Genomic DNA, 26,169 nt, shown 5'->3' with positions numbered 1-26,169 from the left:
AGGAAGATTATTCGGCGGCAGCAAGGCGAGCCGCGCGAACCCCTTGCGAAAGCCCGCTGACCAGCGTGGCGACGGCCTCGGCCGGATCGGCGGTCTTTTCGCCCTTCGGCCCGAGCACGTTGGCGACGGCATTGACAATCGCGGTGCCGACAACGACGCCGTCGGCCGACGCGCCGATGGTGCGCGCCTGCTCGGCGGTCTTGACGCCGAAGCCGACGCAGACCGGCAGGTCGGTATGGCTCTTGATGCGCTTGACCGCTGCCGCCACCTTGCCGGTGTCGGCCAGCGCCGAACCGGTAATGCCGGTCATCGAGACGTAGTAGACGAAACCCGACGTGTTCTGCAGCACCTTGGGCAGGCGCTTGTCGTCGGTGGTCGGCGTCGCCAGCCGGATGAAATTGATGCCGGCCTTGAGTGCCGGGATGCAAAGCTCCTCGTCCATCTCAGGCGGCAGGTCGACGACGATCAGCCCGTCTATACCGCTGGCCAGCGCATCGCTCAGGAAGCGCTCGACGCCGTAGATGTAGATCGGATTGTAATAGCCCATCAAGACGATCGGGGTTTCACTGTCGCCGGCGCGGAATTCCGAGGCCATCTTCAGCGTTTTGACCAGTGTCTGGCCGCCCTTCAGCGCCCGCAGGCCGGCCGCCTGGATCGCCGGGCCGTCGGCCATTGGATCGGAAAACGGCATGCCGAGCTCGATGATGTCGCTGCCGGCGCCGGGCAGCGCCTTCATGATCGACAGGGAGGTGTCGTAGTCCGGGTCGCCGCCCATGAAATAGGTGACGAGTGCCGGTCGACCTTCGGCCTTCAGCTTTGCCATGCGGCGGTCGATGCGAGTGGCCATGATCAGATCTCCATGCCCAGCATATTGGCCACTGTGTGCACGTCCTTGTCGCCACGGCCGGACAGGTTGACGATGACGATCTGGTCCTTGTCCATATCAGGCACGATCTTCACCGCCTGCGCGATGGCATGGGCCGATTCCAGCGCCGGAATGATGCCCTCGACGCGTGTCGTCAGCTGGAACGCCTCCAGCGCCTCGTCGTCGAGGATCGGCACATAGTCGACGCGGCCGGAATCGCGCAGCCATGAGTGCTCCGGCCCGACGCCGGGATAGTCGAGGCCGGCCGAGATCGAGTGGCCGTCCATGATCTGGCCGTCGGCGTTCTGCAGGAGGTAGGTGCGGTTGCCATGCAGCACGCCGGGCGCGCCGGCACTCATCGAGGCGCAATGCTCGATGCCGTCGAGCCCGCGGCCGCCGGCTTCGACGCCGATGATGCGCACCTGCCTGTCATCCAGGAAGGGATGGAACAGGCCGATGGCGTTCGAGCCGCCGCCGACACAAGCGATGATGGTGTCCGGCAGCCGGCCTTCCTGCTCGAGGATCTGGGCACGCGCCTCGGTGCCGATCACCGACTGGAAGTCGCGCACCAGCTCCGGATAGGGGTGCGGGCCGGCGGCGGTGCCGATCAGGTAATAGGTATCCTCGACATTGGTCACCCAATCGCGCAGCGCCTCGTTCATGGCGTCCTTCAGCGTGCCGTGGCCGGCGGTCACCGGCCGCACCTCGGCGCCCAGAAGCTTCATGCGAAAGACGTTGGGGCTTTGCCGGGCGACATCGGTTGCACCCATATAGACGATACAAGGAAGCCCGAAGCGCGCCGCCACTGTAGCGGACGCGACGCCATGCTGGCCGGCGCCGGTCTCGGCGATGATCCGCGTCTTGCCCATGCGCTTGGCGAGCAGGATCTGGCCGAGGCAGTTGTTGATCTTGTGCGAGCCAGTGTGGTTCAGGTCCTCGCGCTTGAAATAGACTTTTGCGCCGCCCCCGAGGCCCTTAGCCGCGGAAACCCCGCGAAGATGCCGGGTAAGGCCTTCGGCGAAATAGAGCTTCGAAGGCCGCCCGGCGTAATGCGTCGAGAGATCGGTCAGCTCGGCCTTGAAATCCGGGTCGTTCTTGACCTCGTTCCAGTGCCGCTCCAGCTCGAGGATCAGCGGCATCAGCGTTTCGGCAACGAAACGACCGCCAAAAATGCCGAACATGCCCTGCTCGTCGGGGCCGGTGCGGAAGGAATTCGGTATCGCCGGCTTATCCATCGCCGATCTCCTGGTCTGCGGTTTGAAGCGTGGTCAGGCGGCGCGGTTGTCGCGTGCTGCCCCGACGGCCCGGAAAAATTGTTCGATCAGCGCCGGTTCCTTGACGCCCGGCGCGCTTTCCACGCCCGAAGAAATATCTATTCCGGGCGGGTTCACGAGCCGAACGGCGTCGCCGATATTTCCAGCATTGAGCCCACCGGAAAGCATGTAATCGACGCCGGCGTCAAGGCCGGCAAGAATGCGCCAGTCGAAGGCAAGACCGTTGCCGCCCGGCAATTCCGAATTCCTAGGCGGCTTGGCATCGAACAGAAAGCGGTCGGCAATGCCGACGAAGGGTTTTACCTGCTCGAGATCGGCAGCCTCGCTGACCGGCAGCGCCTTCATCACCGGCAAGCCGTAGCGCGCCTTCACCTCGGCCACCCGCTCAGGGGTTTCGGCGCCGTGAAGCTGCAGCATGTCGGGCTGCATTTTTTCGACGATCTCATCCAGAAACGCGTCGCCGGCGTCGACCGTCACCGCAACCGCCTTGGCCCTGCCGCGCGCCGCTTCGCGCAGGCGGCCAGCTTCCGCCGGCTCGACATAGCGCGGGCTTTTGGCAAAGAAAATGAAGCCGACATGGCTGGCGCCGCCGGCCAATGCCGCGGCCAGTGCCTTGTCGGTCTTCAACCCGCATATCTTGATGTCGAGCGCCATGGCGCGGGATTGGCACGAAACGGCCAAAGAGTCGAGAAAAAGCATCCTGTTTGCCGCCAGCGCGGAACGCGCTACCTTGCTAATGTAAGAGCGCAACGCGCTACCTTGCTAATCTAAGAACGCAACGCGCTGCCTTGCTCAGGCACAAAGGCGGGAGAACAAAGATCATGCCGGAAAAGACCGTCGCGGAACTCAGGCAAAAGCTGGCGCAGGCCCATGAGGTCATCGCTCATTTGATGGACAAGGCCGCCTTCAACGGCGCCGAGGCGCACCGGGCGCTGGCTTATTTCAGCAACGATGGCTTCGAGAAGGATTTCCTGCCCTGGCCGCGCCACGCCGACGAGGGGCTGCGGCCGGAGGAGTTGAACGCGGCCAATGACGATTGAGCAATTAAGCCCTGATCAAAAGCGCACTCTGTCAATGGAGTGTTCCTCCTCTCAACGCGCAACTTAGGTTGTTCATGGCCTCCAACGGAAAGTCATGTTTGCGCCAGTTTTCCTTGTAACCTTTGAGGCCATGTGTGTTCAAAACCTCACGCGCGGCACTGAGAACTGCTTCTGCGAACTCTCGCAACCCGCATGTGGCTTCAAGTTTCACCTCGCCGAAGTCGTCTGGCTCGTCAGACCAGATTTCTGAAAATTCCAGTATCTGCACTCTGACAAAAGCGCCTTCTGGCACCAGGACGAAGCGATACTCACCGGGCTCATCACATCTGCACTCTGACAAAAGCGCCTTCTGGCACCAGGACGAAGCGATACTCACCGGGCTCATCACAGAAGCGTGCGACCGAATACCTGGTGCCTTTCAGCGCGTTCAGCGTGGCGCCAAGCAACTCGTTGAGGGCATCGCCCAGATAAGACGCCGCCACGGTCGCCTGAAGGTCCCCAACCGTGACATCGCACATCGCCCAGCCCGCTCCAATCAGCCGGTATTCCATCCGCGCAGGCATCAATCACTCGAACGCGATCGCCTGCAGCGCGCCGCCATTGCGCTTGAGCCAGTCCTTGCAGCGCTCGGTGTCCGGGCAAAGCTGCTCGCATAATTTCCAGAATTTCGGGCCGTGGTTCATCTCCTTGAGGTGCGCCACCTCATGCGCGACGAGGTAGTTTATCACCGGCCGCGGCGCCATCATGATGCGCCAGGAAAACGACAGATTGCCGTCCGACGTGCAGGACCCCCAGCGGCTCGACGTATCCTTGAAGCGGATCGCCTTGGCCCGCTTGCCAATCGCCGCGCTGTGCTTCGTCACCAGCGCCTCGATCTCGCGCTTGGCTTCGCGCTTCAGGAAATCGGCGATGCGGCGCGGCAGATGCACGCGTTCGCCATGCACGATCATCAGCGGTCCGCGCTCGTCGCGCGACAGCGTGACGGTTCCGCGTTTCGACGGTTCATGGACGATGCGATGCGGCACACCGCGCACCGGTACCTTGATGCCGGGCCGCACCTGTGGCCGGTTGGGTACCTTGGCCAGCCTTTGCTCCAGCCAGTCCTGATGGCGGTCGAGGAATTTTTCCACCTCGCCGCGGCGCAGCCCCGGCGGCACGGTGATGCGCAGGCCGCGGCCGCCGGAGTCGATGCGCAGCGTCAGGCGGCGGGCGCGGTCGTTCTCGACGATCTTGAGCGGCAGCGTGCGGCCGGCAACGCAATGCTCGCGCTCCACGACGGGCGTGGGCTTGGGTTTCGCCGGGGTGCGGAAGAAGCCGAATGACATGCCGGGACGATACGCGATTCGAGGGAAACGAATAGAACAAAAAAGAAACGGCGCCGCTGACGCGACGCCGTTTTTGAATTATTTATCGGGGCAAGGACCTTTACTCGTCGAGCAGGCCTGGCGTGGAATTACCGCCGCGTTTGTTGTTCGTCGTCGAGCCGGTTGACCCACCGGTCGTGGGCGACGTCGACTTGTTGCGGTTGGCCATGAAGCGGTCGAACTCTTCCTGGTCCTTGGCGCGGCGCAATTCGCGGGCATATTCGTCGAACTCGCTCAGCATCTCGTCGAGCTTGCGGCGTTCCTCGGCAAGCCGCTCGAGTTCCTTTTCGCGCCAGTCGTCGAAAGCGACGTTGCCGGTGCGGGCGGAGCCATGGCCCCAGCGCGCGGCCTTGTCGGACCCGCGGCGGCAGCCGGCGAAGATGCCGTCTGTGGCGCGATTGACGTCACGCTTGAAGCCCTCGAGCCGGTCGCCCCAGATGATGTAGGCGAGCATGGCGAAGCCGAGCGGCCAGAACACCATGAACCCGATCACCATCAACGCGATGGTCGCCGGCGTCCAGGCCGGACGGATCAATGCAGATGTGTTCATTTCTCCCAATCCTTCAGTTGGAGACAGCCAAATCCGGCTGCGTGAAATCGAAATGGGATGGAGAAAACGGCGATTCAAGACAGCGACCGTCAAAACCGGACAAGCGGCTGAAATGATTATCGCTTTTTGAGCATTTCGAGGAAAAGAGCAGTCAGGCCCCGTAAGGGGGCAATGCCGCCGACGGTTCTGTAGTGAAAATCCAGCGCCGATCGCGTCTGCTGGCTGAGTGCAATGGTTTGACGCTTCGAAGCCGTCCGTTCAAAAATCCAGAGGCGCATTGTCGACGACCTCTTTCATCACGAAGAAGGTTCTGGTCTGGCGAACGCCAGGCAGTGCGATCAATTGGTCCCCGTGGATTCGGTTGAAATCCGCCATGTCACCAACCCTGATCTTCAGAAAATAATCGAAGTCGCCTGCCACCAGATGGCAGTCGAGGATGAATTTCAGCTTGGCGACGGCCTTTTCGAATTCCGCGAAACTCTCCGGGGTCGAACGGTCGAGTACGACGCCAACCATCACCAACGCGCCTCTGTCGACCTTCTGCGGGGTCACCATCGACCTGACATGGCTGATGTAGCCTTCATCGAACAGGCGTTGCGTCCGGCGGTGGCACGTCGCCGGGCTAACAGCGACCGACTGCGCCAGCTCCGCATTGGTCAGTCGCCCATTGCCCTGGAGCAGGCGCAACATTTTCAGGTCGATCCGGTCGAGCGCTGCGCGCATGAAAGATTCTTCCGTTATTCGGATTAAGAATCGAATATATATGACATTTCAATGCCATGAAGCGATATTTTGGATATTCTGGGCTCGATCTTTGAGAGCACATTTCAAGGCAGAGCTGATAGTGTTCATCGCACCACACCGCAATGAATGGAACAAGCGAGGGCACTCTCATGCTCGAGAAATTCGAACGTTATCCGCTCACATTCGGGCCGACCCATATCGAGAAACTGGAGCGGCTTGGTGGTCATCTCGGCGGGAAGGTCGATCTCTATGCCAAGCGGGAGGATTGCAATTCCGGCCTTGCCTTCGGTGGCAATAAACTGCGCAAGCTCGAATATATCGTCCCGGACGCGATCGCCTCAAACGCCGACACACTGGTGTCGATCGGCGGCGTCCAATCCAACCATACGCGCATGGTGGCGGCCGTCGCGGCGAAGATCGGCATGAAGTGCCGCCTCGTGCAGGAAAGCTGGGTGCCCCACGAGGACGCCGTCTACGATCGCGTCGGCAATATCCTTTTGAGCCGGATCATGGGCGCTGATGTCCAGATGGTCGATGAGGGTTTCGACATCGGGATTAGGGAAAGCTGGGAACAGGCAATCGCGGATGTGAAGGCCAAGGGTGGCAAACCCTATCCAATTCCGGCCGGGGCTTCGGTACACAAATATGGCGGCCTGGGCTATGTCGGCTTTGCCGAGGAGGTCCGCGCGCAGGAGAAGGAGCTCGGCTTTGCCTTCGACTACATCGTCGTTTGTACCGTCACCGGTTCGACTCACGCCGGCATGCTGGTCGGCTTCGCCAAGGACGGCCGCGAGCGCAAGGTGATCGGCATCGACGCATCCTGCACCCCGGCGCAGACCAAGGCGCAAGTGCTCAAGATCGCGCAGAGCACCGCGACGCTGGTCGAACTCGGCAAGGAGCTCGATGAGAACGATGTCGTCCTGATCGAAGATTATGCCTATCCGGTCTACGGCGTCCCCTCGCAGGAGACGAAGGAAGCAATCCGTCTCTGCGCGCGTCTTGAAGGCATGATCACGGATCCGGTCTATGAGGGAAAATCCATGCAGGGCATGATCGATCTCGTGAGCAAGGGTTATTTTCCCAAGGGATCGAAAGTGCTCTACGCCCACCTTGGCGGCGCTCCGGCCATCAACGGATATGCTTATGCGTTCCGCAACGGCTGAATCTATCCCGCCTGCCGCACCATGGCGTCCACCGCCCGCACCAGCATGTCGAGATCCTGCGGCCGCGACAGGCGGTGGTCGCCGTCGGGAATGAGCGACAGCGTGACGTCGTCGGCCGGCAGCAGGCTGACCAGCTTCAACGCATGGCTCGACGGCACGTCGGGATCGGCAAGGCCTTGCAGGATGTGGACCGGACAGTGCGTGTCGATCGGCCCGGTCATCACCCGGTTGTTGCGGCCGTCCTCGATCAGCGCGCGCGTGTAGATGTAAGGCTCGGCTGAATAGTCCGACGGCTCCTCGAAAAAGCCCTTTTTCCTGAGGTCGCGCTTTTGCGCTCCGGTCAGCACCGGCTCGATCAGTTCAGCGGTGAAATCGGGCGCCGGGGCCAGCAGCACAAGACCTGCGATGCTGTTTTCGCCCGCCTTGCGCAATTCCTGCACCATGCGCAGCGCGATCCAGGCGCCCATCGAGGAGCCGACCAGGATCTGCCTGCCCTGGGTGAAGCGGCGGAAAACCGCCAGGCTCTCGCCCAGCCATTTCGAGATGGTGCCGTCGGCAAAGGCGCCACCCGATTCGCCGTGGCCGGAATAATCGTGGCGCAGAAAGGCGCGACCTTCTTTGCGCGCCCATTCCGACAGCGTTTCGGCCTTGGTGCCCAGCATGTCGGATTTGTAGCCGCCGAGCCAGACGATGCCGGGCTCGGCACCTGCCGCATGCCTGACGGCGATGCTCGTCCCGTCGACGTCCAGGAAGATCGGGGTGGTGGTCATGGTGTATTCCCTCACGCCGGTCTTTTGGCACAAGCGGGGGTTCAACGAAAAGTGCTCCGCCACTTTCTTCGCTTGGTGCAGAGGAGCATTCCATCGAGCAGGTGATTTCCTGAGAATGCTGTGCTATTGACTCCGACCGCGCGCTCACCACATTGCGCGTTCGCAATTCTGAACTGAAGAACCCCTTAACGAAACGGCTCAAGGAGACCACGACCATTCGCAGACCTTTCAAAGCAGCGGCGCCCACCAAGGAAGGCCCGCGCTCCAACCGTGACATCCGGGTTCCCCGGGTCCAGCTAATCGACGCCGAAGGCCAGAACCGCGGCGATGTCTCCATCAACGATGCATTGCTGCTCGCCGAAGAGGCGGGGCTCGATCTGGTCGAGATATCGCCCAATGCAGTGCCGCCCGTCGTAAAGATCCTCGATCTCGGCAAGCTGAAATACGCCAACCAGAAGAAGGCGGCCGAGGCGCGCAAGAACCAGAAGGTCATCGAGATCAAGGAGATCAAGATGCGCCCGAACATCGACAGCCACGACTATGAGACCAAGATGAAGGCCGTCCGGCGCTTTTTCGAGGAAGGCGACAAGGTCAAGCTGACATTGCGCTTCCGCGGTCGCGAGATGGCGCATATGGAACTCGGCATGCAGCTTCTGAACAAGGTTCGCGAGGAAGTGGCGCCCATCGCCAAGGTCGAAGCCGAACCGAAGCTCGAAGGCCGCCAGATGATGATGGTGCTGGCGCCCCGCTAAAGCGCGTTGCGCTTTAGTTCTGTTTTGTGCATGTCGTTGTCGCAAAACCGCTGCGCACTTTTGGGCGACGTGCATAAAATCCGCCTGAATCATGTTGCAAGGCGTCCCGGCGATCGGCGGGGCGCCTGTTTTCTTGGCCAGACGCTGCGATCGCCGGCGAGAGCAAAGACGCTCTGGTTCCCTCGACGATCGGATTCCCGACATGGTCAATGAAGTCAAGCATTCGGAAGCCAGATATGGACTGGGCAGCTATCAGCACACGCGCAGGATGGTACTTGCCGTTCTGATCGTGGTGATGTTTGCGGCGCTGCTGTTCGGCCAGTCGGTTTTCCCGCCCGATACGCCAGTGCATGAAACGATCGAAATGGTCGGCGTCGTGCTGATCTTTCTCGGCGTCGTCGGACGCTTGTGGTCGACGCTCTACATCGGTGGACGCAAATCCTCAGAAGTGGTGACCGGCGGACCGTATTCGATTACGCGCAACCCACTCTACCTTTTCTCCACTTTAGCTGCCGCCGGTGTCGGCGCACAGATCGGCTCCATCTCCGCCACGATCGGCTTTGGAGCGCTCTGCGCGGGTGCCTTTTACATCGTTATCCTGCGCGAGGAGAAATTCCTCAAGCAGGTTCTCGGCGCGCCATACCAGGCCTACCTGGCGAAAGTGCCGCGCTTCTTCCCGAAACTATCGCTGTATCAGGAAGGCGACACCGGCAGCTTCAAGCCGCGCCTGCTGCGAACCACGCTGCTGGACGGGCTGGTCTTCCTCGTTGCCTTGCCGGCTTTCGAACTGATCGACGGCGCCCAGCAGTCCGGCATATTGCCGGTGCTGTTCCGTTTCCCCTGAGTACAGTGTTGCTGAATACAGTGTTGCTGAGCACGGGGTGTTGCGCGCCAGCCCGCTTTGACGTATAGGACCGCCGTTCCCAAAAAACCGCCCGGCAGGGCATGCCGTGGCGGTTTCATTTGCTTTTCGGGCTTTGGTCGGCCTGAAGCGAACAAAAAGCGCATTGGTGCGCATATAAACGGAGTAGCAAAATGCCCAAGATGAAGACCAAATCGGCCGCCAAGAAGCGGTTCAAGATCACAGGTACGGGTAAAGTTCTGTCGGCTGCGGCCGGCAAGCGTCACGGCATGATCAAGCGTTCCAACAAGTTCATTCGAAATGCCCGCGGCACGATGGTTCTGGCTGAACCGGATGGCAAGAAGGTCATCAAGAATTTTCTGCCGAACGGCCTCTAGGGCATGATGCCAAAAAGTTGCAGACTTTTTGGAAACATCATGCGCCAAAATAAGAGCATTCGGTCTGGGCACGCATTTGTTTTTACGCAATTCCGAACGGAAAACCGCCAGGCACTTTCCTGGAATTGCTTTTAAGGAGATCATGACATGGCACGCGTAAAGAGAGGCGTCACCTCGCACGCCAAGCACAAGAAGGTCCTGAAAGCCGCCAAGGGTTTTTACGGCCGTCGCAAGAACACCATCCGCATCGCCAAGCAGGCGGTGGAAAAGTCGCTGCAGTACGCCTATCGCGACCGCAAGAACCGCAAGCGCTCGTTCCGCGCGCTGTGGATCCAGCGCATCAATGCGGCGACGCATGAGCATGGCCTGACCTATGGCCGTTTCATCGACGGTCTCAACAAGGCCGGGATCGAGATCGATCGCAAGATCCTGTCGGACATGGCCATCCACGAGCCGCAGGCCTTCGCCGCACTCGTGGCCAAGGCCAAGGTCGCGCTCGAATACCTGAAGAACACCACGCCGAATGCTTTTGAAAGCGCTGTCGCTTAAGACCAGCGCTTCCCAAGCTATTCGACACTTGATTTGGGAAACCCGCGCTGGCAGGGCTGGCGCGGGTTTTTCTTTGCTTCCAATCGGATCTGGAACATGAGTGACATGGAAACTCTCGAAAATTCCCTGATGGCCGAGATCGCCTCGGCCGCCGACGAGCAGGCGATCGAGGCGGTGCGTGTCTCTGCCCTTGGCAAGAAGGGCTCGGTTTCCGAGATGCTGAAGACGCTCGGCTCGATGAGCGCCGAGGAGCGACAGGTCAAAGGCCCGGCAATCAACGGCCTCAAGAACCGCGTCACCGAGGCACTTTCGGCGCGCCGCGCCGAGCTGAAAGATGTGGCGATCACGGCACGGCTTGCCGCCGAGAAGGTCGACGTCAGCTTGCCGGTCAGGCAATCGCCGGCCGAGCGCGGCCGCATCCATCCGATCAGCCAGGTTATCGACGAGATCGCGGCGATTTTCGGCGATCTCGGCTTTGCCATCGCCGAAGGTCCGGACATCGAGACCGACTATTACAATTTCACCTCGCTGAACTTCCCGGAAGGCCACCCGGCGCGCGAGATGCACGACACGTTCTTCTTCCAGCCGGACGAGCAGGGGGAGCGCAAGCTTTTGCGCACCCACACCTCGCCGGTGCAGATCCGCACCATGGAGATGCAGAAGCCGCCGATCCGCATCGTCATTCCCGGCAAGACCTACCGGCAGGATTCCGATGCCACCCACTCGCCGATGTTCCATCAGGTCGAGGGGCTGGTGATCGACAAATCGGCCAACGTCGCCAACATGAAATGGGTGCTGGAGGAGTTCTGCAAGGCCTTCTTCGAAGTGCCGAGCGTCAAGATGCGCTTCCGGCCGTCCTTCTTCCCGTTCACCGAGCCCAGCCTCGAGGTCGACATCCAGTGCGACCGTTCGCGGCCCGGCGAGGTGCGCTTCGGCGAGGGCTCGGACTGGATGGAGATCCTCGGCTGCGGCATGGTCCACCCCAATGTGCTCCGTTACGGCGGGCTCGATCCCGACGAATACCAGGGCTTCGCCTGGGGCATGGGCATCGACCGCATCGCCATGCTGAAATACGGCATGCCGGATCTGCGCGCCTTCTTCGACGCCGATGTGCGCTGGCTGTCGCATTACGGTTTTAGGCCGCTTGACATGCCGACGCTGTTCGGGGGCTTGAGCGCGTGACGACCGGGCCGCAGCAAATCCGCGGGCAGCTCGCCTTCCTGCACATGTGCGACGCGCGGACGCATAGCTTCAAGTGCAGCGTGCCCAGACCAGACGGAACACAGTCATGAAACTCACCCTCTCCTGGCTCAAGGATCATCTCGACACCGACGCCTCGCTGGCGGAAATCGTCGAGCGTCTCACCTCGATCGGCCTCGAGGTCGAGCATGTCGACGACCGGGCGAGCCTGGCCCCCTTCGTCATCGCCAAGGTGCTGACGGCGGTCCAGCATCCCGACGCCGACCGGCTTCGCGTGCTGACCGTCGACACCGGCGACGGCAAGCCGCCGGTGCAGGTCGTGTGTGGAGCGCCGAACGCCCGCGCGGGCCTGATCGGCGCCTTTGCAGCACCGGGCACCTATATTCCCGGCATCGACGTGACGCTGACCGTCGGCAAGATCCGCGGCGTTGAAAGCCACGGCATGATGTGCTCCGAGCGCGAGCTCGAATTGTCCGAGGAGCATGACGGCATCATCGACCTTCCGGCCGATGCGCCGGTCGGTACCAGCTTCGCCGCCTATGCCCATCTCGACGACCCGCTGATCGAGATCAATCTGACGCCGAACCGGCCGGATGCGACCAGTGTCCATGGCATCGCCCGCGATCTGGCGGCGAGCGGGCTCGGCACGCTGAAGATCGCGCCGATAGAGCCGATCCCCGGCAAGGGCGAGACGCCGGTCAAGGTGACGATCGAAGCGCCGGAGCTCTGTCCCGGCTTTGCGCTGCGCCTGGTACGCGGCGTCAAGAACGGACCGTCGCCGAAATGGCTGCAGCAAAGGCTTCTCGCCATCGGCTTGAGGCCGATCAGCGCGCTCGTCGATATCACCAATTACGTCACCTTCGACCGCGGTCGGCCGCTGCATGTTTTTGACGCTGCGAAGGTCACCGGCAATCTCACCGTGCGCCGGGCGCATGACGGCGAAAAGGTGCTGGCGCTCGACGGCCGCGAATACACGCTGACGCCGGAGATGTGCGTCATCGCCGACCAGGACGGCATCGAATCGATTGCCGGCATCATGGGCGGCGAGCATTCCGGCTGCGACGAGAACACGTCAGACGTGCTGATCGAGTCGGCGCTTTGGGACCCGATCACCACCGCCCGCACCGGCCGCACACTCGGCATCATCACCGACGCGCGCTATCGGTTTGAGCGTGGCGTCGACCCGGAAATGATGGTTCCCGGCTTGGAGCTGGCAACGAAGCTGGTGCTCGATTTCTGCGGTGGTACGCCGGCCCAAACCCGAGTCGTCGGCTATGCCGGCCATCAGCCGAAGATCGTCTCGTTCCCATTGTCGGAAGTGAAGCGGCTGACCGGCATCGAAGTGCCGCGCTCGACAAGCCTCGACATTCTTGCCCGCCTCGGCTTCAGGCCGGAGGGCACGGGCGATGTCGTCAATGTGGCGGTCCCGTCCTGGCGGCCGGATGTCGACGGCAAGGCCGACCTGGTCGAGGAGGTCATGCGCATCCACGGCGTCGACAACATCGCGCCGCAGCCGCTCGGTTCGCACGATGCGGTCAACGCCAGGATCCTGACTGTGCTGCAGATCCGCACCCGCGCCGCCAAGCGGGCACTTGCCGTGCGCGGCATGATGGAGGCCGTCACCTGGTCGTTCATTCCGGCAAAACACGCCGAATTGTTCGGCGGCGGCCAGCAGGCGCTGAAGCTTGCCAACCCGATCGCCGCCGATATGTCGGACATGCGGCCGTCGCTGCTGCCGGGGCTGATTGCGGCAGCACAGCGCAATGCCGACAGGGGCATCGGCGATATCGCGCTTTTCGAAGTGTCGGGCACTTACGAGGGCGACGGCGCCGACCAGCAGCGGCGCGTTGCCGCCGGCGTGCGGCGCGGCACCGCCAAGCTCGAGGGCTCCGGCCGCCATTGGGCCGGCAACGCCGGCGCCGTCGGCGTCTTCGATGCCAAGGCCGATGCGATCGCAGCACTCGAAGCCTGCGGCGCGCCGGTCGAGCGGCTGCAGATCGAGGCTGGCGGCCCGGCCTGGTATCATCCCGGCCGCTCCGGCACGATCAAGCTTGGGCCGAAGGTAATCCTTGGCACGTTTGGCGAGTTCCACCCGAAGACACTGGAGGGGCTGGACGTCTCCGGCCCGCTCTGCGGCTTCGAAGTGTTCATCGATGCGGTGCCCGAGCCGAAGGCCAAGCCGACGCGGACGAAGCCGAGGCTTGATCTGTCCGCCTTCCAGGCGGTCAAGCGCGATTTCGCCTTCGTTGTCGACAAGGCGGTCGAAGCCGGCACACTCGTTCGCGCCGCCCTTGCCGCCGACCGAAAGCTGATTTCCGGCGTCTCGGTGTTCGATGTTTTCGAGGGTGCAGCGCTCGGCGCGGCGAAAAAATCGATCGCCATTGAAGTGTCGATCCAGCCGGTCGAAAAGACGCTGACCGACGACGATTTCGAGGCGCTGGCCAAGCGCATCGTCGAGAATGTCGGCAAGCAGACCGGCGGCGTGCTCAGAACCTAGAACGGATGCGATGATGGTTCACACCAGCAAACTCTCCATCACCTGGCTGGCAACTCACATCGGGACGATCGACGGCTTCTTGGATGACCAGGAATGCGCCGATCTGATCGCTGACAGTGAACGGCGCGGTTTCGAGGCGGCCAAGGTGAACAGCTCCGGCGGCGCCACCGTCCTGAAGGAGCTTCGCAATAACGACCGGGTTGTCTTCGATGACGAGGACCTTGCGGATTTGCTCTTCGCACGGGCGCGGCCTCTGCTCTATCGTGGTCTCGGCGACTGGCGCTTGACCGGGCTGAATGAGCGTTTCCGTTTCTATCGCTATGGGCCGGGCCAGAAGTTCGATTGGCACCATGACGGCTATTTCGAGCGCCACGCCTTGGAGCGCAGTCAGTTCACGTTCATGATTTATCTATCAGATGGATTTGAAGGGGGAGGAACCTCGTTTCGCGGCGAGATGCCGGGCTATGCCGGTAGCAGTCTTCTGGTGAAGCCGAAGAAAGGAATGGCACTGGCGTTCTACCATCCGATCGAGCATCGCGGCGACGAGGTGCTGTCGGGGCGCAAGTACGTCATCCGGACGGACGTGATGTACAAGCGCCAATGAAACGCTGTCCGTTCTGCCGCTGAGCTAAATGCACCTGACCCCGCTGGAAGTGTTTTTCGTCAAGGAGTTCTGCCGTTCCGCCGGCGTTTCTCCTGACATGATGCGTGCGCTGAAAGTCAAAGTACGCAGCCGCGATCCTGTAGGATTCATGACCAGAGTCACTCCCTCATCGGTTCCCCCGGAATTGCGCTTTGAGAGTCGAGTGTTCAGTTCGCTTCGGGTAGCGTGCGTTGGACCTGACCAGCTTCTTTGCGGCATGGTGCTGTTCTTCGATGAGATTGAAGGAAAGCTAGATGCGATCGAAGGCTTTGTGTATGGCGAAGAATGGCCGTCAATCGAGGAGCCAGTCTTCTGGTCCGAGACCGACCGAACAATGAGCCTTGGGCGGGAGGGAAACTAGCCTGCAGAAATGGGCGTCACGACGCCCTTTCCGATAATTGCACAACGCATGGCGCGCTGAGGACCTAGAGGGGTTGCCGGCAGGTGACGAATCGCCGTCCAAAGGGCGATGGACCATTTGCGCTATTCAGGGCTGCCCTTTGAGGAACAGCGTGCAGCCTTTCTCGATATCGTCTCGGCCGATCCGCTGATTGGCGAGACGCTGTCGCGAGTGCGGGCGCTTGACCTGCGGGACTGGCTGGTCGTGTCCGGCGCGCTTTACAACAGCGTCTGGAATCACCTGACCGGAAAGCCCTCGGGGTACGGCATCCGGGATGTCGACCTGTTCTATTTCGATGAGAGCGATCTGTCCTATGAAGCCGAGGACACGGTCATCCGCCGGGCGGCGAAGCAGTTCGAAGGACTGACGCTGCCGGTCGAAGTGCGCAACCAGGCGCGGGTGCATCTGTGGTTTGAGGCGCGCTTTGGCGGTTCCTATCCCAGACTGTCGTCGTCCGCCGAGGCGCTGTCCTATTTCGCTTCGAAAACCCATGCGGTCGGCGTTAGATTCGGCATCGATGGGCAACTCGCGCTCGTGGCGCCGTTCGGGCTCGACGACATCTTCTCGTTTCGCGTTACCCCGAACCGTGCACTGGATAATCGGCAGACGCACGAGATGAAGGGCGCGCGTGCCAGGGAGAACTGGCCGGAGATCAGTGTCGTGCCTTGGTAGGAAATGTCGGCGCGAGGCACCCCCCCTCTGCCCTGCCGGGCATCTCCCCCTCAAGGGGGGAGATCGGATGTCGCCTCGGCTTTCGCCAATCACCGGCGCCGGAAGGGCGGGGAGGGCGCGGGAACTGCCAATCTCCCCCCTTGAGGGGGAGATGTCCGGCAGGACAGAGGGGGTGCCTCGCGCCGAGGTCTCACAACGCTTTGCATCGCACCGTATTAGTCAAAAAGGGGTGCCGAAACGCCCCGTTTCGATTGCGCCGTCGATTGCCGTTCACCCGTTGACCAGCGCCAGCAGCTCCTCGGTATAGCGCTTGCCGACCACCTTTTCCGGCGACAGGGCGTCGCCGATGGATGCCACCTCGGCCTGGCTCAGTACGATATCGGCTGCCGCCGTATTCTGTTCGAGATGTCGGATCTTGCGGGCACCAGGGATCGGGACAATGAAGTCGCCCTGATGCAGCACCCAGGCGAGCGCCAGCTGCGCCGGCGTCACGCCCTTCCCGGCGGCCATCTTTTCCAGCACGGCGACGACCGCCGCATTGGCCGCCATGGCGTCGGCCTGGAAGCGCGGCAACCCGCGGCGCCAGTCGTCGGCGCCGAGAACATCGGGCTTGGCGATCGTGCCGGTGAGCAGGCCGCGGCCGAGCGGGCTATACGGGACAAAGCCGATGCCGAGCTCGCGGCAGACGGCAAACACTTCCCCCTCCGGATCGCGGCTCCACAGTGAATACTCGCTCTGCACGGCGGCGATCGGGTGCACGGCATGCGCCCGGCGGATGGTCGCCGCACTCGCCTCCGACAGGCCGAGCGCCCGCACCTTGCCCTCGCGCACCAGCTCGGCCATGGCGCCGACCGTATCCTCGATCGGCACGTTGGGGTCGACGCGGTGCTGGTAATAGAGATCGATCACCTCCGTATCCAACCGCTTCAATGACGCTTCGGCCACCGCCTTGACATGCTCCGGGCGGCTATCGACACCGGCCATGCGCTCCATGCCGCTGCCTTCTTCGAGGATCTTGAAGCCGAATTTGGTTGCGATCGTCACCTTGTCACGCACCGGCTTCAGCGCCTTGCCGACCAGGATTTCGTTCTCGTAAGGGCCATAGACCTCGGCCGTGTCGAAGAAATTGACCCCGATCTCGACGGCATGGCGCAGCGTGGCAATCGCCTCCGCCTCCGGCTGGCCACCATAGGCAAAGCTCATCCCCATGCAGCCGAGGCCGACCGGGTAGACGTCAAGTTTATTGCCAAGCTTGCGGGTTTGCATCACGTGTCTCCTTGTTGTGATGGTTGTGATGCCGCAGAGATAGCGTCTTGCGCCGAGTTCGATAATCGGCTCTCATTTGCACGGGCTGTTCCAAGAAATAGATCAATGAAGCGAACCCATCTTTCACAGCTCGCGGTACTGGCAATGGTCGCCCAATGCGGCAGTTTTCGCGGCGCCGCCAAGGAACTGGCAATCGCGCCATCGGCGGTCAGCCACGCGGTGTCCAGCCTCGAAGCGCGCCTCGGCGTGCGCCTTCTGGCGCGCAGCACGCGCAGCGTCGCTCCGACCGAGGAGGGCGCGCAACTGCTCGAGCGCCTCAGGCCGGCGCTGTCGGAAATCGACCTGGCGCTGGAATCGGCGATTGAGGCGCGCGACCGGCCGGCGGGCAATCTCAGGCTGACGGTGCCGCGAACCGCCGCCCATCTGGCGCTGACGCCAAGGCTCAGCGCCTTTGCTGCTGCCTATCCCGACATCGTGCTGGAGATCGTCATCGAGGACCGCTTCACCGATGTGGTCGAGGGCGGCTTCGATGCCGGTGTGCGACTGGGCGAGAGCCTGCAGCGCGACATGATCGCGGTGCGTATCGGACCAGACCTTCGCGGCGCGGTGGTCGGCGCGCCAGCCTACTTCGAGACCATGCCCAAGCCGCAGCATCCGCGCGATCTCGCCGCTCACCGCTGCATCCGCTTCCGCTTCTCCAGCGGCATTCTCTACCGCTGGGAATTCGAGCAAAACGGCGAGGAGATCGAGATACCGGTGCAAGGGCCGCTGATCCTCGACGAGGACCATCTGATTGCCAACGCCGCAGTCGACGGCGCCGGGCTCGCCTTCGTGTTCGAGGACTATGTCCGCGACGCGCTCGCCGCCGGCAAGCTCGTTCGCGTGCTGGAGGACTGGTGCCCGCGCTTCGACGGCTTCTTCGTCTATTACCCCAGCCGCCGCCAGATGCGGCCGGCGCTCAGGGCCTTTGTCGATTTTTTCAAGGTCGGCGAGTAAGCCAACCCTCCCCACAAGGGAGAGGTGGAAGAAAGCCGACCTGGCATTCGTTCACCGACCATGTCAGCACTGCCCAAAAACCAGACGGCCGGCTACGGCTGGACGGCGATCATCCTTCACTGGCTGATCGCGGCGCTCTTTATCGGCCAGTTCGTGCTCGGCTTCGTCATGGTGCGGCTGTCCAGCCAGCGCACCGCCTTCGAGCTGATCCAGCTGCATAAATCCTTCGGCTTCCTGCTGCTTGGACTGGTCATCCTGCGCATCGCCTGGCGCCTAGGCAGACCGGCCCCGCCGCTGCCGCGCTCGGTCGGGCCTTTCGAGCGCCGTGCGGCGCCGCTGGTCCATCTCGCGCTTTATGCGTTTCAGCTCGCTCTGCCGTTGTCCGGCTGGGCGCTGGTCTCGGTCTCGGTGCTGGAGATCCCGAGCGTGCCGTTCAATCTGTTCGTCATGCCCAATCTGCCGCTCGGTGAATCGGACACGGCAGAAAGCTTCTGGGCAGCGACGCACTGGTATCTCGCCTATGCCGGCATCGGACTTGTCGCTTTGCATCTCGCCGCAGCGCTGCGCCATCATTTCTGGCTGAGGGATACCGTGCTGACGCGCATGATCACGGCTTCGTCACATCACGACAGGGAATAGAGCGGACGGCTCATTCGTTGATGGGGCGAGGACGCAAGAAAGCGTTGCCTGCCAAGAGGACCATTTCCATGTACGCGCGCATCTTCGGATTTGCGGCCGCCGCCGCTTGTTTTGCCATGCCTGTTTTCGCCGCCGTTGCCCTCGGCGACGCGGCCGGCAGCTACATCATCCGCCCGGGGAGTTCCAGCATCCACTTCTCCATCGGCAAGCTCGGCGGCGGCGGGCTCGACGGCGCCTTCGCCCGCTTCAAGGGCAGTATCCTGATCGACAACAGCGATGTCGGCCGGTCCCAGGTCAATTTCACCATCTTCCCCGAAAGCGTCGGTACCGGCCAAAGCCGCATCGATGCCTTTCTTCGCTCGGACGCGGTGTTCGACGCGGCCGACAATCCGGAGATCCAGTTCCGTTCGACCAGCGTCAAACGGACCGGCGACACGTCAGCCCTGGTTACCGGCAGGCTGACGGCGCGCGGCAAGACCTTTCAGGAAAAATTCACCGCCGATCTCGGCGGCCTCAAGGCGGGCACGATAAAATTCCACGTCACCGGCAAGGTGCTGCGGTCGCGCTACGGCATGGATGTCGGCACGCCGATTTATTCCAACGTCGTCGACTTCGACATGACGCTGACCGGCAAGCGGGGATAGTCTTTGCAGGACCGGGGTTCCGCAAGGGCAGCGCCGGCATCCGGACAAGCCGCAGATGATCGCCCTGTTCGCCGCCATGCTCCCGCATTGGCTTTTCCGCCGATTTCAGGCAAACCTCCAGGCCTGCAATCGAGAGGAGAAATCTGATGTTCCGATGGGGTGTTTTGTCGACGGCCAAGATCGGCCGCGAGCAGCTTTTGCCGGCAATCGTCGAGGCGGAGAACGGCGTGCTGTCCGCGATTGCCAGCCGCGATCTGTCGAAAGCGCGGGCGCTGGGCGAACGCTTCGGTGCGCGCCACGCGTTCGGCTCCTATGAGGAGCTGCTCGCCTCCAGTGACATCGACGGCGTCTACATTCCGCTGCCGACCTCGCAGCATGTCGAATGGACGGCCAAGGCGATCGAGGCCGGCAAGCATGTTCTGGTCGAAAAACCGCTGGCGCTCGATGCCAAGGACATTCCGCCGCTGATCAAGCTGCGCGATGCCAGGAAGGTGCTGGTCTGCGAAGCCTTCATGGTCGTCTACCATCCGCAATGGATCAAGGTGCGCGAGCTGATCGCCAACGGCGCCATCGGCCGGCTGCGCCATGTCCAGGGCGCGTTCTCCTATTACAATGTCGACCCCAACAACATGCGCAACAAGCTCGATCTCGGCGGCGGCGCGCTGCCCGACATCGGTGTCTACCCGACAGTGTCGACACGCTTTTCGACCGGCAAGGAGCCGCTGCGCGTCCAGGCGACGATCGAGCGCGACAAGACGTTCGGCACCGACATCTATTCCTCGATCCGCGCCGATTTCGGCGACTTCGAGCTGTCGTTTTACCTGTCGACGCAGATGGCGGCACGCCAGGTGATGGTCTTCCACGGCGAGAAGGGCTTCATCGAGGTGTTCTCACCGTTCAACGCCGGGCTCTACGACCATCACCGCGTCGAGCTGCACAACCAGAACCACAGCGAGGCGCAGGTGTTCCGCTTTCCCGGCACGCAGCAATACCGGCTGGAAGTCGAGGCCTTCGCGCGGGCTGCGCAGGGCGGCAAGGACCGCGTCTTCACTCTGGAAGAATCGGTGCTCAACCAGAAGGTCATCGATGCCATCTTCCGCGCCGGCGAGAAGGAAGGCTGGGAAACAGTCTAGGCCGGCCATGATCCCACAACGGGACCGGTTTTTGGACGAGATCATGGCCAAATAGATGTCCGACGATGCGGATGTGATCATTGTCGGCGCCGGCCTTGCCGGCCTTGTCGCGGCGGCCGAACTGTCTGCGGCCGGCAAGAAGGCCATCATTGTCGAGCAGGAGCCGGAGCAGTCGCTTGGCGGCCAGGCATTCTGGTCGCTCGGCGGCATCTTCCTCGTCGATTCGCCCGAACAACGGCGCATGCGCATCCGCGATTCGTATGAGCTGGCGCTCGAGGACTGGCTGGGCACCGCAGCCTTCGACCGCACGGAAGATCTCTGGCCGCGCCGCTGGGCCGAGGCCTATCTCGGCTTCGCCGCCGGCGAGAAGCGCTCCTGGCTCATGCAGCGCGGCTTGAAATTCTTTCCGGTGGTCGGCTGGGCCGAGCGCGGCGGCGGCAATGCCGTCGGCCACGGCAATTCGGTGCCGCGCTTCCACATCACCTGGGGCACCGGCCCTGGCGTGCTCGAGCCGTTCGTGCAGCGCGTGCGCGAGGCCGAGAAACGCGGGCTGATCCGCTTCAAATTCCGTCACCGGGTCAACGAATTGACGCGGACGGGCGGCGTCGTCGACGGCGTGCGCGGCGACCTATTGGCGGCGAGCGATGCCGAGCGCGGCCGCAAGAGCTCGCGCGAGATCACCGGCGATTTCGAGCTGAAGGCGCAGGCCGTCATCGTCGCCTCCGGCGGCATCGGTGCCAATCACCAGCTGGTCCGGGAGAATTGGCCGAAGCGGATGGGCGCGCCGCCGAAACGCATGATCACTGGCGTTCCCGATCATGTCGACGGCCGCATGCTGGCGATCGCCGAAGCCGCCGGCGGCCGGCTGATCAACCGCGACCGCATGTGGCACTATGTCGAGGGCGTCAGGAACTGGGCACCGATCTGGACCGATCATGCGATCCGCATCCTGCCCGGCCCGTCATCGCTGTGGCTCGATGCGCGCGGCAAGCGCCTGCCGGTCCCGCTCTATCCCGGCTTCGACACGTTGGCCACGCTCAGCCACATCATGAGCACCGGCTTCGATCATTCCTGGTTCATCCTGACCAAAAAGATCATCCAGAAGGAGTTCGCGCTGTCGGGCTCCGAGCAGAACCCCGATCTGACGGGGAAGAGCTGGCGCCAGGTGCTCGGCCGCGCCACCAGCGGCGTGCCCGCGCCGGTCAAGGCGTTCATGGAGAAGGGCGAGGATTTCATCGTCGAGCCTGATTTGCCGGCGCTGGTCGCCCGCATGAACGCAGTGGCCGGCGGCGAGCCGCTGCTCGAACTGGCGCAGGTTGAGCGCGAAATCCGCGCCCGCGACCGGCAGCTCGACAATCCGTTCTCCAAGGACATGCAGATTACTGCGTTGCGCGGCGCGCGAGCCTATCTCGGCGACCGGCTGATCCGCACCGCAAGACCGCACAAGCTGCTCGATCCCGCCAATGGCCCGCTGATTGCCGTCAGGCTCAGCATCCTGACCCGCAAGACGCTCGGTGGGCTGGAGACTGACCTCGACAGCCGCGTGCTGGGCGCCGGCGGCCAACCAGTCGAGGGGCTGTACGCAGCGGGCGAGGCCGCCGGTTTCGGCGGCGGCGGCATGCACGGCTATGCAGCGCTCGAAGGCACGTTTCTTGGCGGCTGCATCTTTTCCGGCCGCAGTGCCGGACGGGCGGCCGCGCGGATTGTGGCATAAAACAAGGCCGGGGACAGCCGTTGCGCCAAGGTGGCGATTGCACCGAATGGCCAACTTCCCTTAGAGCATTTTGCAGCCAAATGGAATCATTTGGCGTCCGCATAAATGCGGCAAGACAGATGGTTAGAGCGGGTTGCCGGTTCCAGGAGAACCGGAACCGCTCTAGGCGAAGGGCTGCAAATTGACGTCTTGAAGCTTGGAACCGGCAAGCAAAGCCTCGAGCACCTGCTTCTTGAGAGACAGGCACTGCGAACGGGCAAGTTTGACGATGGCGGAAACCTCGCCTGCCTCGCAGGCAAGGACCAGCTCCTTTTGCTGGCCGATGATCAACTGGGTGAAGTCGCGGGACTTGAAGCCGAGGTGGAGAACCCGCGCCGACTGGTCGAGTATCTGGTCCAGGAGATGCGCCAGTCGTAAATTTCCCGAGAGCTCCGCAAGGGCCAGACGAAAGGCACGGTCGGCCGCAAGGAATGCGACGTGACTGCGCAACGTCTCCGGCTTCAGCACTTTTTGCGCTGCCAGCCTGACATCCTCGAGCCCGCGCTCGGTCATGTTCGATGCCGCCACCCTGAACACTTCCGGCTCGATCAAGCTGCGGACATCGAAGATCTCGTTGACATCCCGCAGGCTGAGCGTTGCAACGACGTAGCCGCGGCGCGGCTCGCTCCTGACCAGTCCTTCCTGCATCAGGCGGGCCAAGGCCGCGCGGATGGTCGCCTTTTTGATCTGGTATCGATCACCGATCTGTTTCTCCGTCAGCGCTTCGCCGGGGCGCAACACGCAGGCAATGATGTCGTTCCTCAGCTGCTCATATGCCTGTTCCCTGCGAAGGACGTCGGCGGCTGACAGTGCTGTCGCCTCGACCGTGGCCGGCCTCGCCGGTTCGGCGGTCAACTTCGTCGTTTTCATATTCTGTCCGTCTGGCTGTCCCGTTGACGCTGGCATCAGCATTCGCTAGCGTGAGCATCTCAGATTGATAATCTGAGCATCTCAGGGAGGATAACTGATATGCCTTTACCCGCCAACTCGCCCCTCTACGCCGTTGCCGATGATATCGTCAATGCAGCGAAAGGGCCAGATCCCCTCGAAGCGGTAAGGACGGTCCTGGGCGACTACACCAACCGCTTTCACGCATCGGGAACACTCGCTCACGAAGAAGACGACGACGAGGTGCTTCTGCATGCGAGTCCGAACCTGACGATCTATCACATCACTCTGTCGCCCGGCCTGCAGTACCCGCCTCACAACCACCTGATGGATGCCTTGATCGGCATCTACAAGGGCAGCGAGACGAACTTCATCTATCCCGTTGCCGGCAGCGAACTCGATGTTCCCGAAAGGCAGGACATCGCAGCGCCTGCCGTGGTGCACATGGCGTCAAATACCGTTCATGCGGTTGCGAATACGAGCGGTGCGCGATCGGGTGCGCTGCATGTCTACCTCGGCGATCTTACCCGAACCCACCGGCAGCTGTGGAGTCCGGATAGCAACCAGGCCGAGCCGTTTGACAATGACCGCTATCTGGCCGGCGCTCGGCCCATTCAGCAGTCCGGGCACGAATGAGCGCAGGGGCGTCGCCGGCGGCGAAATTGGCCGTGATCAGCGGACCCGTCGGAATCGCGTCACACTTGTCACTCTCGCCAATCCGCTATCGCCCCTATCCTGGCTCACGACCCAACCCGTCGCGCCTGCGGCGACAAACCAGCAAGGGAGATGCACAATGACGGCACATCAGAATGGCACAGGCGAGCAGACGACGCGGCTCGCGATGAAGACACCACCGGTCGTTTCGCCTGACGCGTGGGAGGCCGCGCGCCAGCAGTTGCTCGTGAAGGAGAAGACCGTGACCCGGGCTCGCGACGCACTGGCCGCCGAGCGCCGGCGGATGCCGTGGATGGCGGTGGAGAAGACCTATACGTTCGAAGGGCCTGACGGAAAGGTGAGCCTGCTCGACCTGTTCGAGGGCCGCCGTCAACTGATCGTCTACCGCGCTTTCTTCGAGCCCGGCGTATTCGGCTGGCCCGACCACGCTTGCCGCGGCTGCTCGCTGGGGGCGGACCAGGTCGGCAATCTTGCCCATCTGAACGCCCGCGACACCACGCTTGCCTACGCCTCGCGCGCACCGCAGGCCGACATTGCGCGGCTGAAGGCGCGGATGGACTGGAAGATGCCCTGGTACACCATCACCGACAGCTTCGATGCCGACTTCGGCGTTGACGAATGGCACGGCCATAACGTGTTCATCCGCGATGGCGATCGCGTGTTCCGTACCTACTTCATCAACAACCGCGGCGACGAGGCGATGGGGACCGTATGGAGCTATCTCGACCTGTCGCCGCTCGGCCGCCAGGAGGTTTGGGAGGATTCGCCCGAGGGCTATCCGCAGACGCCGACGTACAAGTGGTGGAACTGGCACGACAATTACGGCGCCGAAGCCGTTCCCGACAAAAAGTGGGTCGAGGTGTCGGACGCCGGAGAGGCCGCGTTCCGGAACCGCACCGAATAGAACGTCTTTGGCGTCGCGGAAATGCGGCTAGGGCAAATGGATGGAGCGGGATGCACGGTTCGACCGCATCCCGCTCGCTATGTAGGACTACGGACATGAGCGAGATTCATGCAGGCGGATCCACCGGCGATGCGACCCCGGCCGGCCATAGTGCAGCCGATTGGCTGTCCTTTGCGGCCGCGCCGACCTTCGCAACCATGGCGCTGCTGACGCTTCTCGGCGGCGCGCCGGACATGATGTGCTCGACCGGGCAAGAGGCGTCACCGCTGGGCGGCATGGTCCCGATGTACCTGCTGATGAGCGGCTTTCATTTAGGACCTTGGCTGAAGCAGGTTTCCGGCCGGCGACGCCGCCGCAAATAGAGCTGTACCGGCCGACAAAGGCCCGTTCTGGTCGGGAAGACATCCCTCACCATATCCACTCGCCCCTTCCCAAAACCGCTACCGCATCGACAATCCGGGTAAAGCTCGAGCGGGCGCGGCCGGCCGTGTGCCTGGCGCGCAAATAGCCATGCACCAACCCCGGCTCCTCGAGCCACCAGGCGCGCCCGCCCGCGGCAACGATGCGGTCGCGATAGGCTTCGCCGTCCGACGACAGCGGGTCGCATTCGGCGGTGATCACGACGGTGGGCGGCAGATTGGCGAACTCGGCGTCGGCGAGCGGCCACAGAGTGAGATCGCCGGTGCGATCCTCGCCACCGGTCCTGATGTCCCTGTAGAAAACGAGGTCGCGCGCGGTAAGCATCGGCGCTTCCGCGTGGGTGACGTAGGAACCGGCGGAGCTGTCGCCGCCAAGGCCGGGATAGACCAGAATCTGGCCGATCGGCTTGCGCGCATGGCCGCGCGTTGCGTGACTGACAGCGGCGGCGAGATTGCCGCCGGCACTGTCGCCGCAGAGCAGGACAGGACGCTCGTAAGTCGCCGTCGCCCATTCGAAGGCGCTGATGGCATCGTCGAAGGCGGCCGGATGAAGGTGTTCAGGTGCCAGCCGGTAGTCGACCGAAACCACTTCGTAGCCAGTGCGGCTGCAAAGCTCGGCGCAGAGGTCGTCATGGCTGTCGAGCCCGCCGAGGATAAAACCGCCGCCATGGAAATAAAGCACCATCGCCGCCGCTTCCGGCGCCGGGGCGCGGTAGACGCGGATCGGAATGTGCCAAGGTGTGGCAATGGCGGTGGTTTCCGCCGTGACGCCTTGGGGATAGCCGGCAAAGAACTCGCGGCACATCCGGTTATAGATCTGGCGCTGCTCGGCGACGGTGTAGTCGATCGTATCGGGCGGATAATAGGAGTTAGTCCGCTCGATGAAGGCCCAGGTCTCGGCGTCGATGAGGGTTTTGTAGTCGGTCATGGGCGCTGAATGGATCGCAATGAATCCGCGTGAACACCCCCCTCTGGCCTGCCGGCCATCTCCCCCTCAAGTGGGGAGATCGGCAGCTTCGGCGAAACCGCCTTTTCTCCGGCGTCGACAATTGGCGAAAGCGATGATGACATCCAATCTCCCCCCTTGAGGGGGAGATGTCCGGCAGGACAGAGGGGGGTGAGCGCCATCA

The 26,169-nt window shown here is 62.7% G+C and carries 30 protein-coding genes; 19 read left to right on the top strand and 11 right to left on the bottom strand.

The window, feature by feature from the left end; all coding sequences use genetic code 11:
- Positions 1 to 7: 7 nt before the first annotated feature.
- From trpA to NKI52_RS04865, 3 genes are read right to left on the bottom strand one after another with little or no spacing between them, the layout of a single operon-like run.
- Positions 8 to 847, bottom strand: a complete 840-nt coding sequence (gene trpA, locus NKI52_RS04875) for a tryptophan synthase subunit alpha (RefSeq protein WP_023677563.1) — start codon at positions 845 to 847, stop codon at positions 8 to 10.
- A 2-nt stretch (positions 848 to 849) separates the two neighbouring features.
- Positions 850 to 2,100 carry a tryptophan synthase subunit beta gene (gene trpB, locus NKI52_RS04870; RefSeq protein ID WP_352576311.1) on the bottom strand — a complete coding sequence of 417 codons (1,251 nt, stop codon included), beginning with the start codon at positions 2,098 to 2,100 and terminating at the stop codon, positions 850 to 852.
- A gap of 33 nt (positions 2,101 to 2,133) precedes the next feature.
- Positions 2,134 to 2,793: a phosphoribosylanthranilate isomerase gene (locus tag NKI52_RS04865; RefSeq protein WP_023677565.1), complete on the bottom strand. Its 660-nt coding sequence runs from the start codon at positions 2,791 to 2,793 to the stop codon at positions 2,134 to 2,136.
- Between the two features lie 167 nt (positions 2,794 to 2,960).
- On the opposite strand from NKI52_RS04865, the gene NKI52_RS04860 reads away from it, so the two are divergent.
- Entirely contained in the window at positions 2,961 to 3,179 is a 219-nt protein-coding gene (locus NKI52_RS04860; RefSeq protein ID WP_023677566.1) for a hypothetical protein, read from the top strand.
- A 320-nt stretch (positions 3,180 to 3,499) separates the two neighbouring features.
- Here NKI52_RS04860 and NKI52_RS04855 read toward each other — a convergent pair whose 3' ends face one another.
- From NKI52_RS04855 to NKI52_RS04840, 4 genes are all read right to left on the bottom strand, one after another.
- Entirely contained in the window at positions 3,500 to 3,742 is a 243-nt protein-coding gene (locus NKI52_RS04855) for a hypothetical protein (RefSeq protein ID WP_352697217.1), read from the bottom strand.
- A 3-nt stretch (positions 3,743 to 3,745) separates the two neighbouring features.
- Positions 3,746 to 4,504: a M48 family metallopeptidase gene (locus tag NKI52_RS04850; RefSeq protein ID WP_023677568.1), complete on the bottom strand. Its 759-nt coding sequence runs from the start codon at positions 4,502 to 4,504 to the stop codon at positions 3,746 to 3,748.
- A 100-nt stretch (positions 4,505 to 4,604) separates the two neighbouring features.
- Positions 4,605 to 5,093 (bottom strand): DUF2852 domain-containing protein, encoded by a 489-nt coding sequence (locus NKI52_RS04845; protein WP_023677569.1) that lies wholly within the window; start codon positions 5,091 to 5,093, stop codon positions 4,605 to 4,607.
- A gap of 258 nt (positions 5,094 to 5,351) precedes the next feature.
- The gene (locus tag NKI52_RS04840) at positions 5,352 to 5,816 is read right to left on the bottom strand and encodes an Lrp/AsnC ligand binding domain-containing protein (RefSeq protein ID WP_023677570.1); all 465 of its coding nucleotides are present in this window, start codon (positions 5,814 to 5,816) and stop codon (positions 5,352 to 5,354) included.
- Positions 5,817 to 5,986: 170 nt separating this feature from the next.
- Between NKI52_RS04840 and NKI52_RS04835 the strand changes: the two genes are divergently transcribed.
- Positions 5,987 to 7,000 (top strand): 1-aminocyclopropane-1-carboxylate deaminase, encoded by a 1,014-nt coding sequence (locus NKI52_RS04835; RefSeq protein WP_023677571.1) that lies wholly within the window; start codon positions 5,987 to 5,989, stop codon positions 6,998 to 7,000.
- Between the two features lie 2 nt (positions 7,001 to 7,002).
- Here NKI52_RS04835 and NKI52_RS04830 read toward each other — a convergent pair whose 3' ends face one another.
- Positions 7,003 to 7,770 carry an alpha/beta hydrolase gene (locus tag NKI52_RS04830; RefSeq protein ID WP_023677572.1) on the bottom strand — a complete coding sequence of 256 codons (768 nt, stop codon included), beginning with the start codon at positions 7,768 to 7,770 and terminating at the stop codon, positions 7,003 to 7,005.
- A 215-nt stretch (positions 7,771 to 7,985) separates the two neighbouring features.
- On the opposite strand from NKI52_RS04830, the gene infC reads away from it, so the two are divergent.
- The 9 genes from infC to NKI52_RS04785 all read left to right on the top strand — a co-directional run bounded on the left by infC (position 7,986) and on the right by NKI52_RS04785 (position 15,722).
- Positions 7,986 to 8,522, top strand: coding sequence for a translation initiation factor IF-3 (infC, locus tag NKI52_RS04825; RefSeq protein WP_023677573.1), 537 nt, complete (start codon positions 7,986 to 7,988; stop codon positions 8,520 to 8,522).
- A gap of 202 nt (positions 8,523 to 8,724) precedes the next feature.
- Positions 8,725 to 9,366 (top strand): methyltransferase family protein, encoded by a 642-nt coding sequence (locus NKI52_RS04820; RefSeq protein ID WP_352697215.1) that lies wholly within the window; start codon positions 8,725 to 8,727, stop codon positions 9,364 to 9,366.
- Between the two features lie 191 nt (positions 9,367 to 9,557).
- On the top strand, positions 9,558 to 9,761 hold the full coding sequence (rpmI, locus tag NKI52_RS04815) for a 50S ribosomal protein L35 (RefSeq protein ID WP_006201248.1): 204 nt from the start codon (positions 9,558 to 9,560) through the stop codon (positions 9,759 to 9,761).
- A gap of 147 nt (positions 9,762 to 9,908) precedes the next feature.
- Complete coding sequence (gene rplT, locus NKI52_RS04810; protein ID WP_006201247.1) at positions 9,909 to 10,310, top strand: 50S ribosomal protein L20; 402 nt, start codon at positions 9,909 to 9,911, stop codon at positions 10,308 to 10,310.
- 96 nt (positions 10,311 to 10,406) lie between these two features.
- A complete protein-coding gene (gene pheS / locus NKI52_RS04805; protein WP_352451635.1) occupies positions 10,407 to 11,492 on the top strand; it encodes a phenylalanine--tRNA ligase subunit alpha in 1,086 nt (361 codons plus the stop codon).
- 106 nt (positions 11,493 to 11,598) lie between these two features.
- A complete protein-coding gene (gene pheT / locus NKI52_RS04800; protein ID WP_352576304.1) occupies positions 11,599 to 14,007 on the top strand; it encodes a phenylalanine--tRNA ligase subunit beta in 2,409 nt (802 codons plus the stop codon).
- Between the two features lie 10 nt (positions 14,008 to 14,017).
- Positions 14,018 to 14,611, top strand: coding sequence for a prolyl hydroxylase family protein (locus tag NKI52_RS04795; protein ID WP_352568469.1), 594 nt, complete (start codon positions 14,018 to 14,020; stop codon positions 14,609 to 14,611).
- A gap of 28 nt (positions 14,612 to 14,639) precedes the next feature.
- A complete protein-coding gene (locus NKI52_RS04790; protein ID WP_352568468.1) occupies positions 14,640 to 15,011 on the top strand; it encodes a hypothetical protein in 372 nt (123 codons plus the stop codon).
- A 108-nt stretch (positions 15,012 to 15,119) separates the two neighbouring features.
- The gene (locus NKI52_RS04785; protein WP_352697213.1) at positions 15,120 to 15,722 is read left to right on the top strand and encodes a nucleotidyltransferase family protein; all 603 of its coding nucleotides are present in this window, start codon (positions 15,120 to 15,122) and stop codon (positions 15,720 to 15,722) included.
- A gap of 270 nt (positions 15,723 to 15,992) precedes the next feature.
- On the opposite strand, the gene NKI52_RS04780 is transcribed toward NKI52_RS04785, so the two are convergent.
- Positions 15,993 to 16,988, bottom strand: a complete 996-nt coding sequence (locus tag NKI52_RS04780; protein ID WP_352697211.1) for an aldo/keto reductase — start codon at positions 16,986 to 16,988, stop codon at positions 15,993 to 15,995.
- 105 nt (positions 16,989 to 17,093) lie between these two features.
- Between NKI52_RS04780 and NKI52_RS04775 the strand changes: the two genes are divergently transcribed.
- The 5 genes from NKI52_RS04775 (at position 17,094) to NKI52_RS04755 (ending at position 22,114) form a co-directional block, all read left to right on the top strand.
- Entirely contained in the window at positions 17,094 to 17,984 is an 891-nt protein-coding gene (locus NKI52_RS04775) for a LysR family transcriptional regulator (RefSeq protein WP_352568462.1), read from the top strand.
- 60 nt (positions 17,985 to 18,044) lie between these two features.
- Positions 18,045 to 18,623: a cytochrome b gene (locus tag NKI52_RS04770; RefSeq protein WP_352568460.1), complete on the top strand. Its 579-nt coding sequence runs from the start codon at positions 18,045 to 18,047 to the stop codon at positions 18,621 to 18,623.
- A 68-nt stretch (positions 18,624 to 18,691) separates the two neighbouring features.
- Entirely contained in the window at positions 18,692 to 19,267 is a 576-nt protein-coding gene (locus NKI52_RS04765) for a YceI family protein (protein ID WP_352568458.1), read from the top strand.
- Positions 19,268 to 19,413: 146 nt separating this feature from the next.
- Positions 19,414 to 20,400, top strand: a complete 987-nt coding sequence (locus NKI52_RS04760) for a Gfo/Idh/MocA family protein (RefSeq protein ID WP_352484691.1) — start codon at positions 19,414 to 19,416, stop codon at positions 20,398 to 20,400.
- A 55-nt stretch (positions 20,401 to 20,455) separates the two neighbouring features.
- On the top strand, positions 20,456 to 22,114 hold the full coding sequence (locus NKI52_RS04755) for an FAD-binding dehydrogenase (RefSeq protein WP_352568456.1): 1,659 nt from the start codon (positions 20,456 to 20,458) through the stop codon (positions 22,112 to 22,114).
- Positions 22,115 to 22,276: 162 nt separating this feature from the next.
- Here NKI52_RS04755 and NKI52_RS04750 read toward each other — a convergent pair whose 3' ends face one another.
- Positions 22,277 to 23,023, bottom strand: coding sequence for a GntR family transcriptional regulator (locus NKI52_RS04750; protein WP_352568454.1), 747 nt, complete (start codon positions 23,021 to 23,023; stop codon positions 22,277 to 22,279).
- 99 nt (positions 23,024 to 23,122) lie between these two features.
- On the opposite strand from NKI52_RS04750, the gene NKI52_RS04745 reads away from it, so the two are divergent.
- The 3 genes from NKI52_RS04745 to NKI52_RS04735 all read left to right on the top strand — a co-directional run bounded on the left by NKI52_RS04745 (position 23,123) and on the right by NKI52_RS04735 (position 24,982).
- Positions 23,123 to 23,677 (top strand): autotransporter, encoded by a 555-nt coding sequence (locus NKI52_RS04745; RefSeq protein ID WP_352568452.1) that lies wholly within the window; start codon positions 23,123 to 23,125, stop codon positions 23,675 to 23,677.
- Positions 23,678 to 23,834: 157 nt separating this feature from the next.
- Positions 23,835 to 24,620: a DUF899 domain-containing protein gene (locus tag NKI52_RS04740; protein WP_023677589.1), complete on the top strand. Its 786-nt coding sequence runs from the start codon at positions 23,835 to 23,837 to the stop codon at positions 24,618 to 24,620.
- A 95-nt stretch (positions 24,621 to 24,715) separates the two neighbouring features.
- Positions 24,716 to 24,982, top strand: coding sequence for a hypothetical protein (locus NKI52_RS04735; protein WP_352464611.1), 267 nt, complete (start codon positions 24,716 to 24,718; stop codon positions 24,980 to 24,982).
- 46 nt (positions 24,983 to 25,028) lie between these two features.
- On the opposite strand, the gene NKI52_RS04730 is transcribed toward NKI52_RS04735, so the two are convergent.
- Positions 25,029 to 25,967: an alpha/beta hydrolase gene (locus NKI52_RS04730; protein WP_352697209.1), complete on the bottom strand. Its 939-nt coding sequence runs from the start codon at positions 25,965 to 25,967 to the stop codon at positions 25,029 to 25,031.
- Positions 25,968 to 26,169: the final 202 nt, after the last annotated feature.

The sequence above is a fragment of the Mesorhizobium sp. M0590 genome (genome assembly GCF_040320905.1).
In the GTDB taxonomy this organism is placed as follows: Bacteria; Pseudomonadota; Alphaproteobacteria; order Rhizobiales; family Rhizobiaceae; genus Mesorhizobium.
This window is presented reverse-complemented; position numbering and strand designations above follow the sequence as displayed.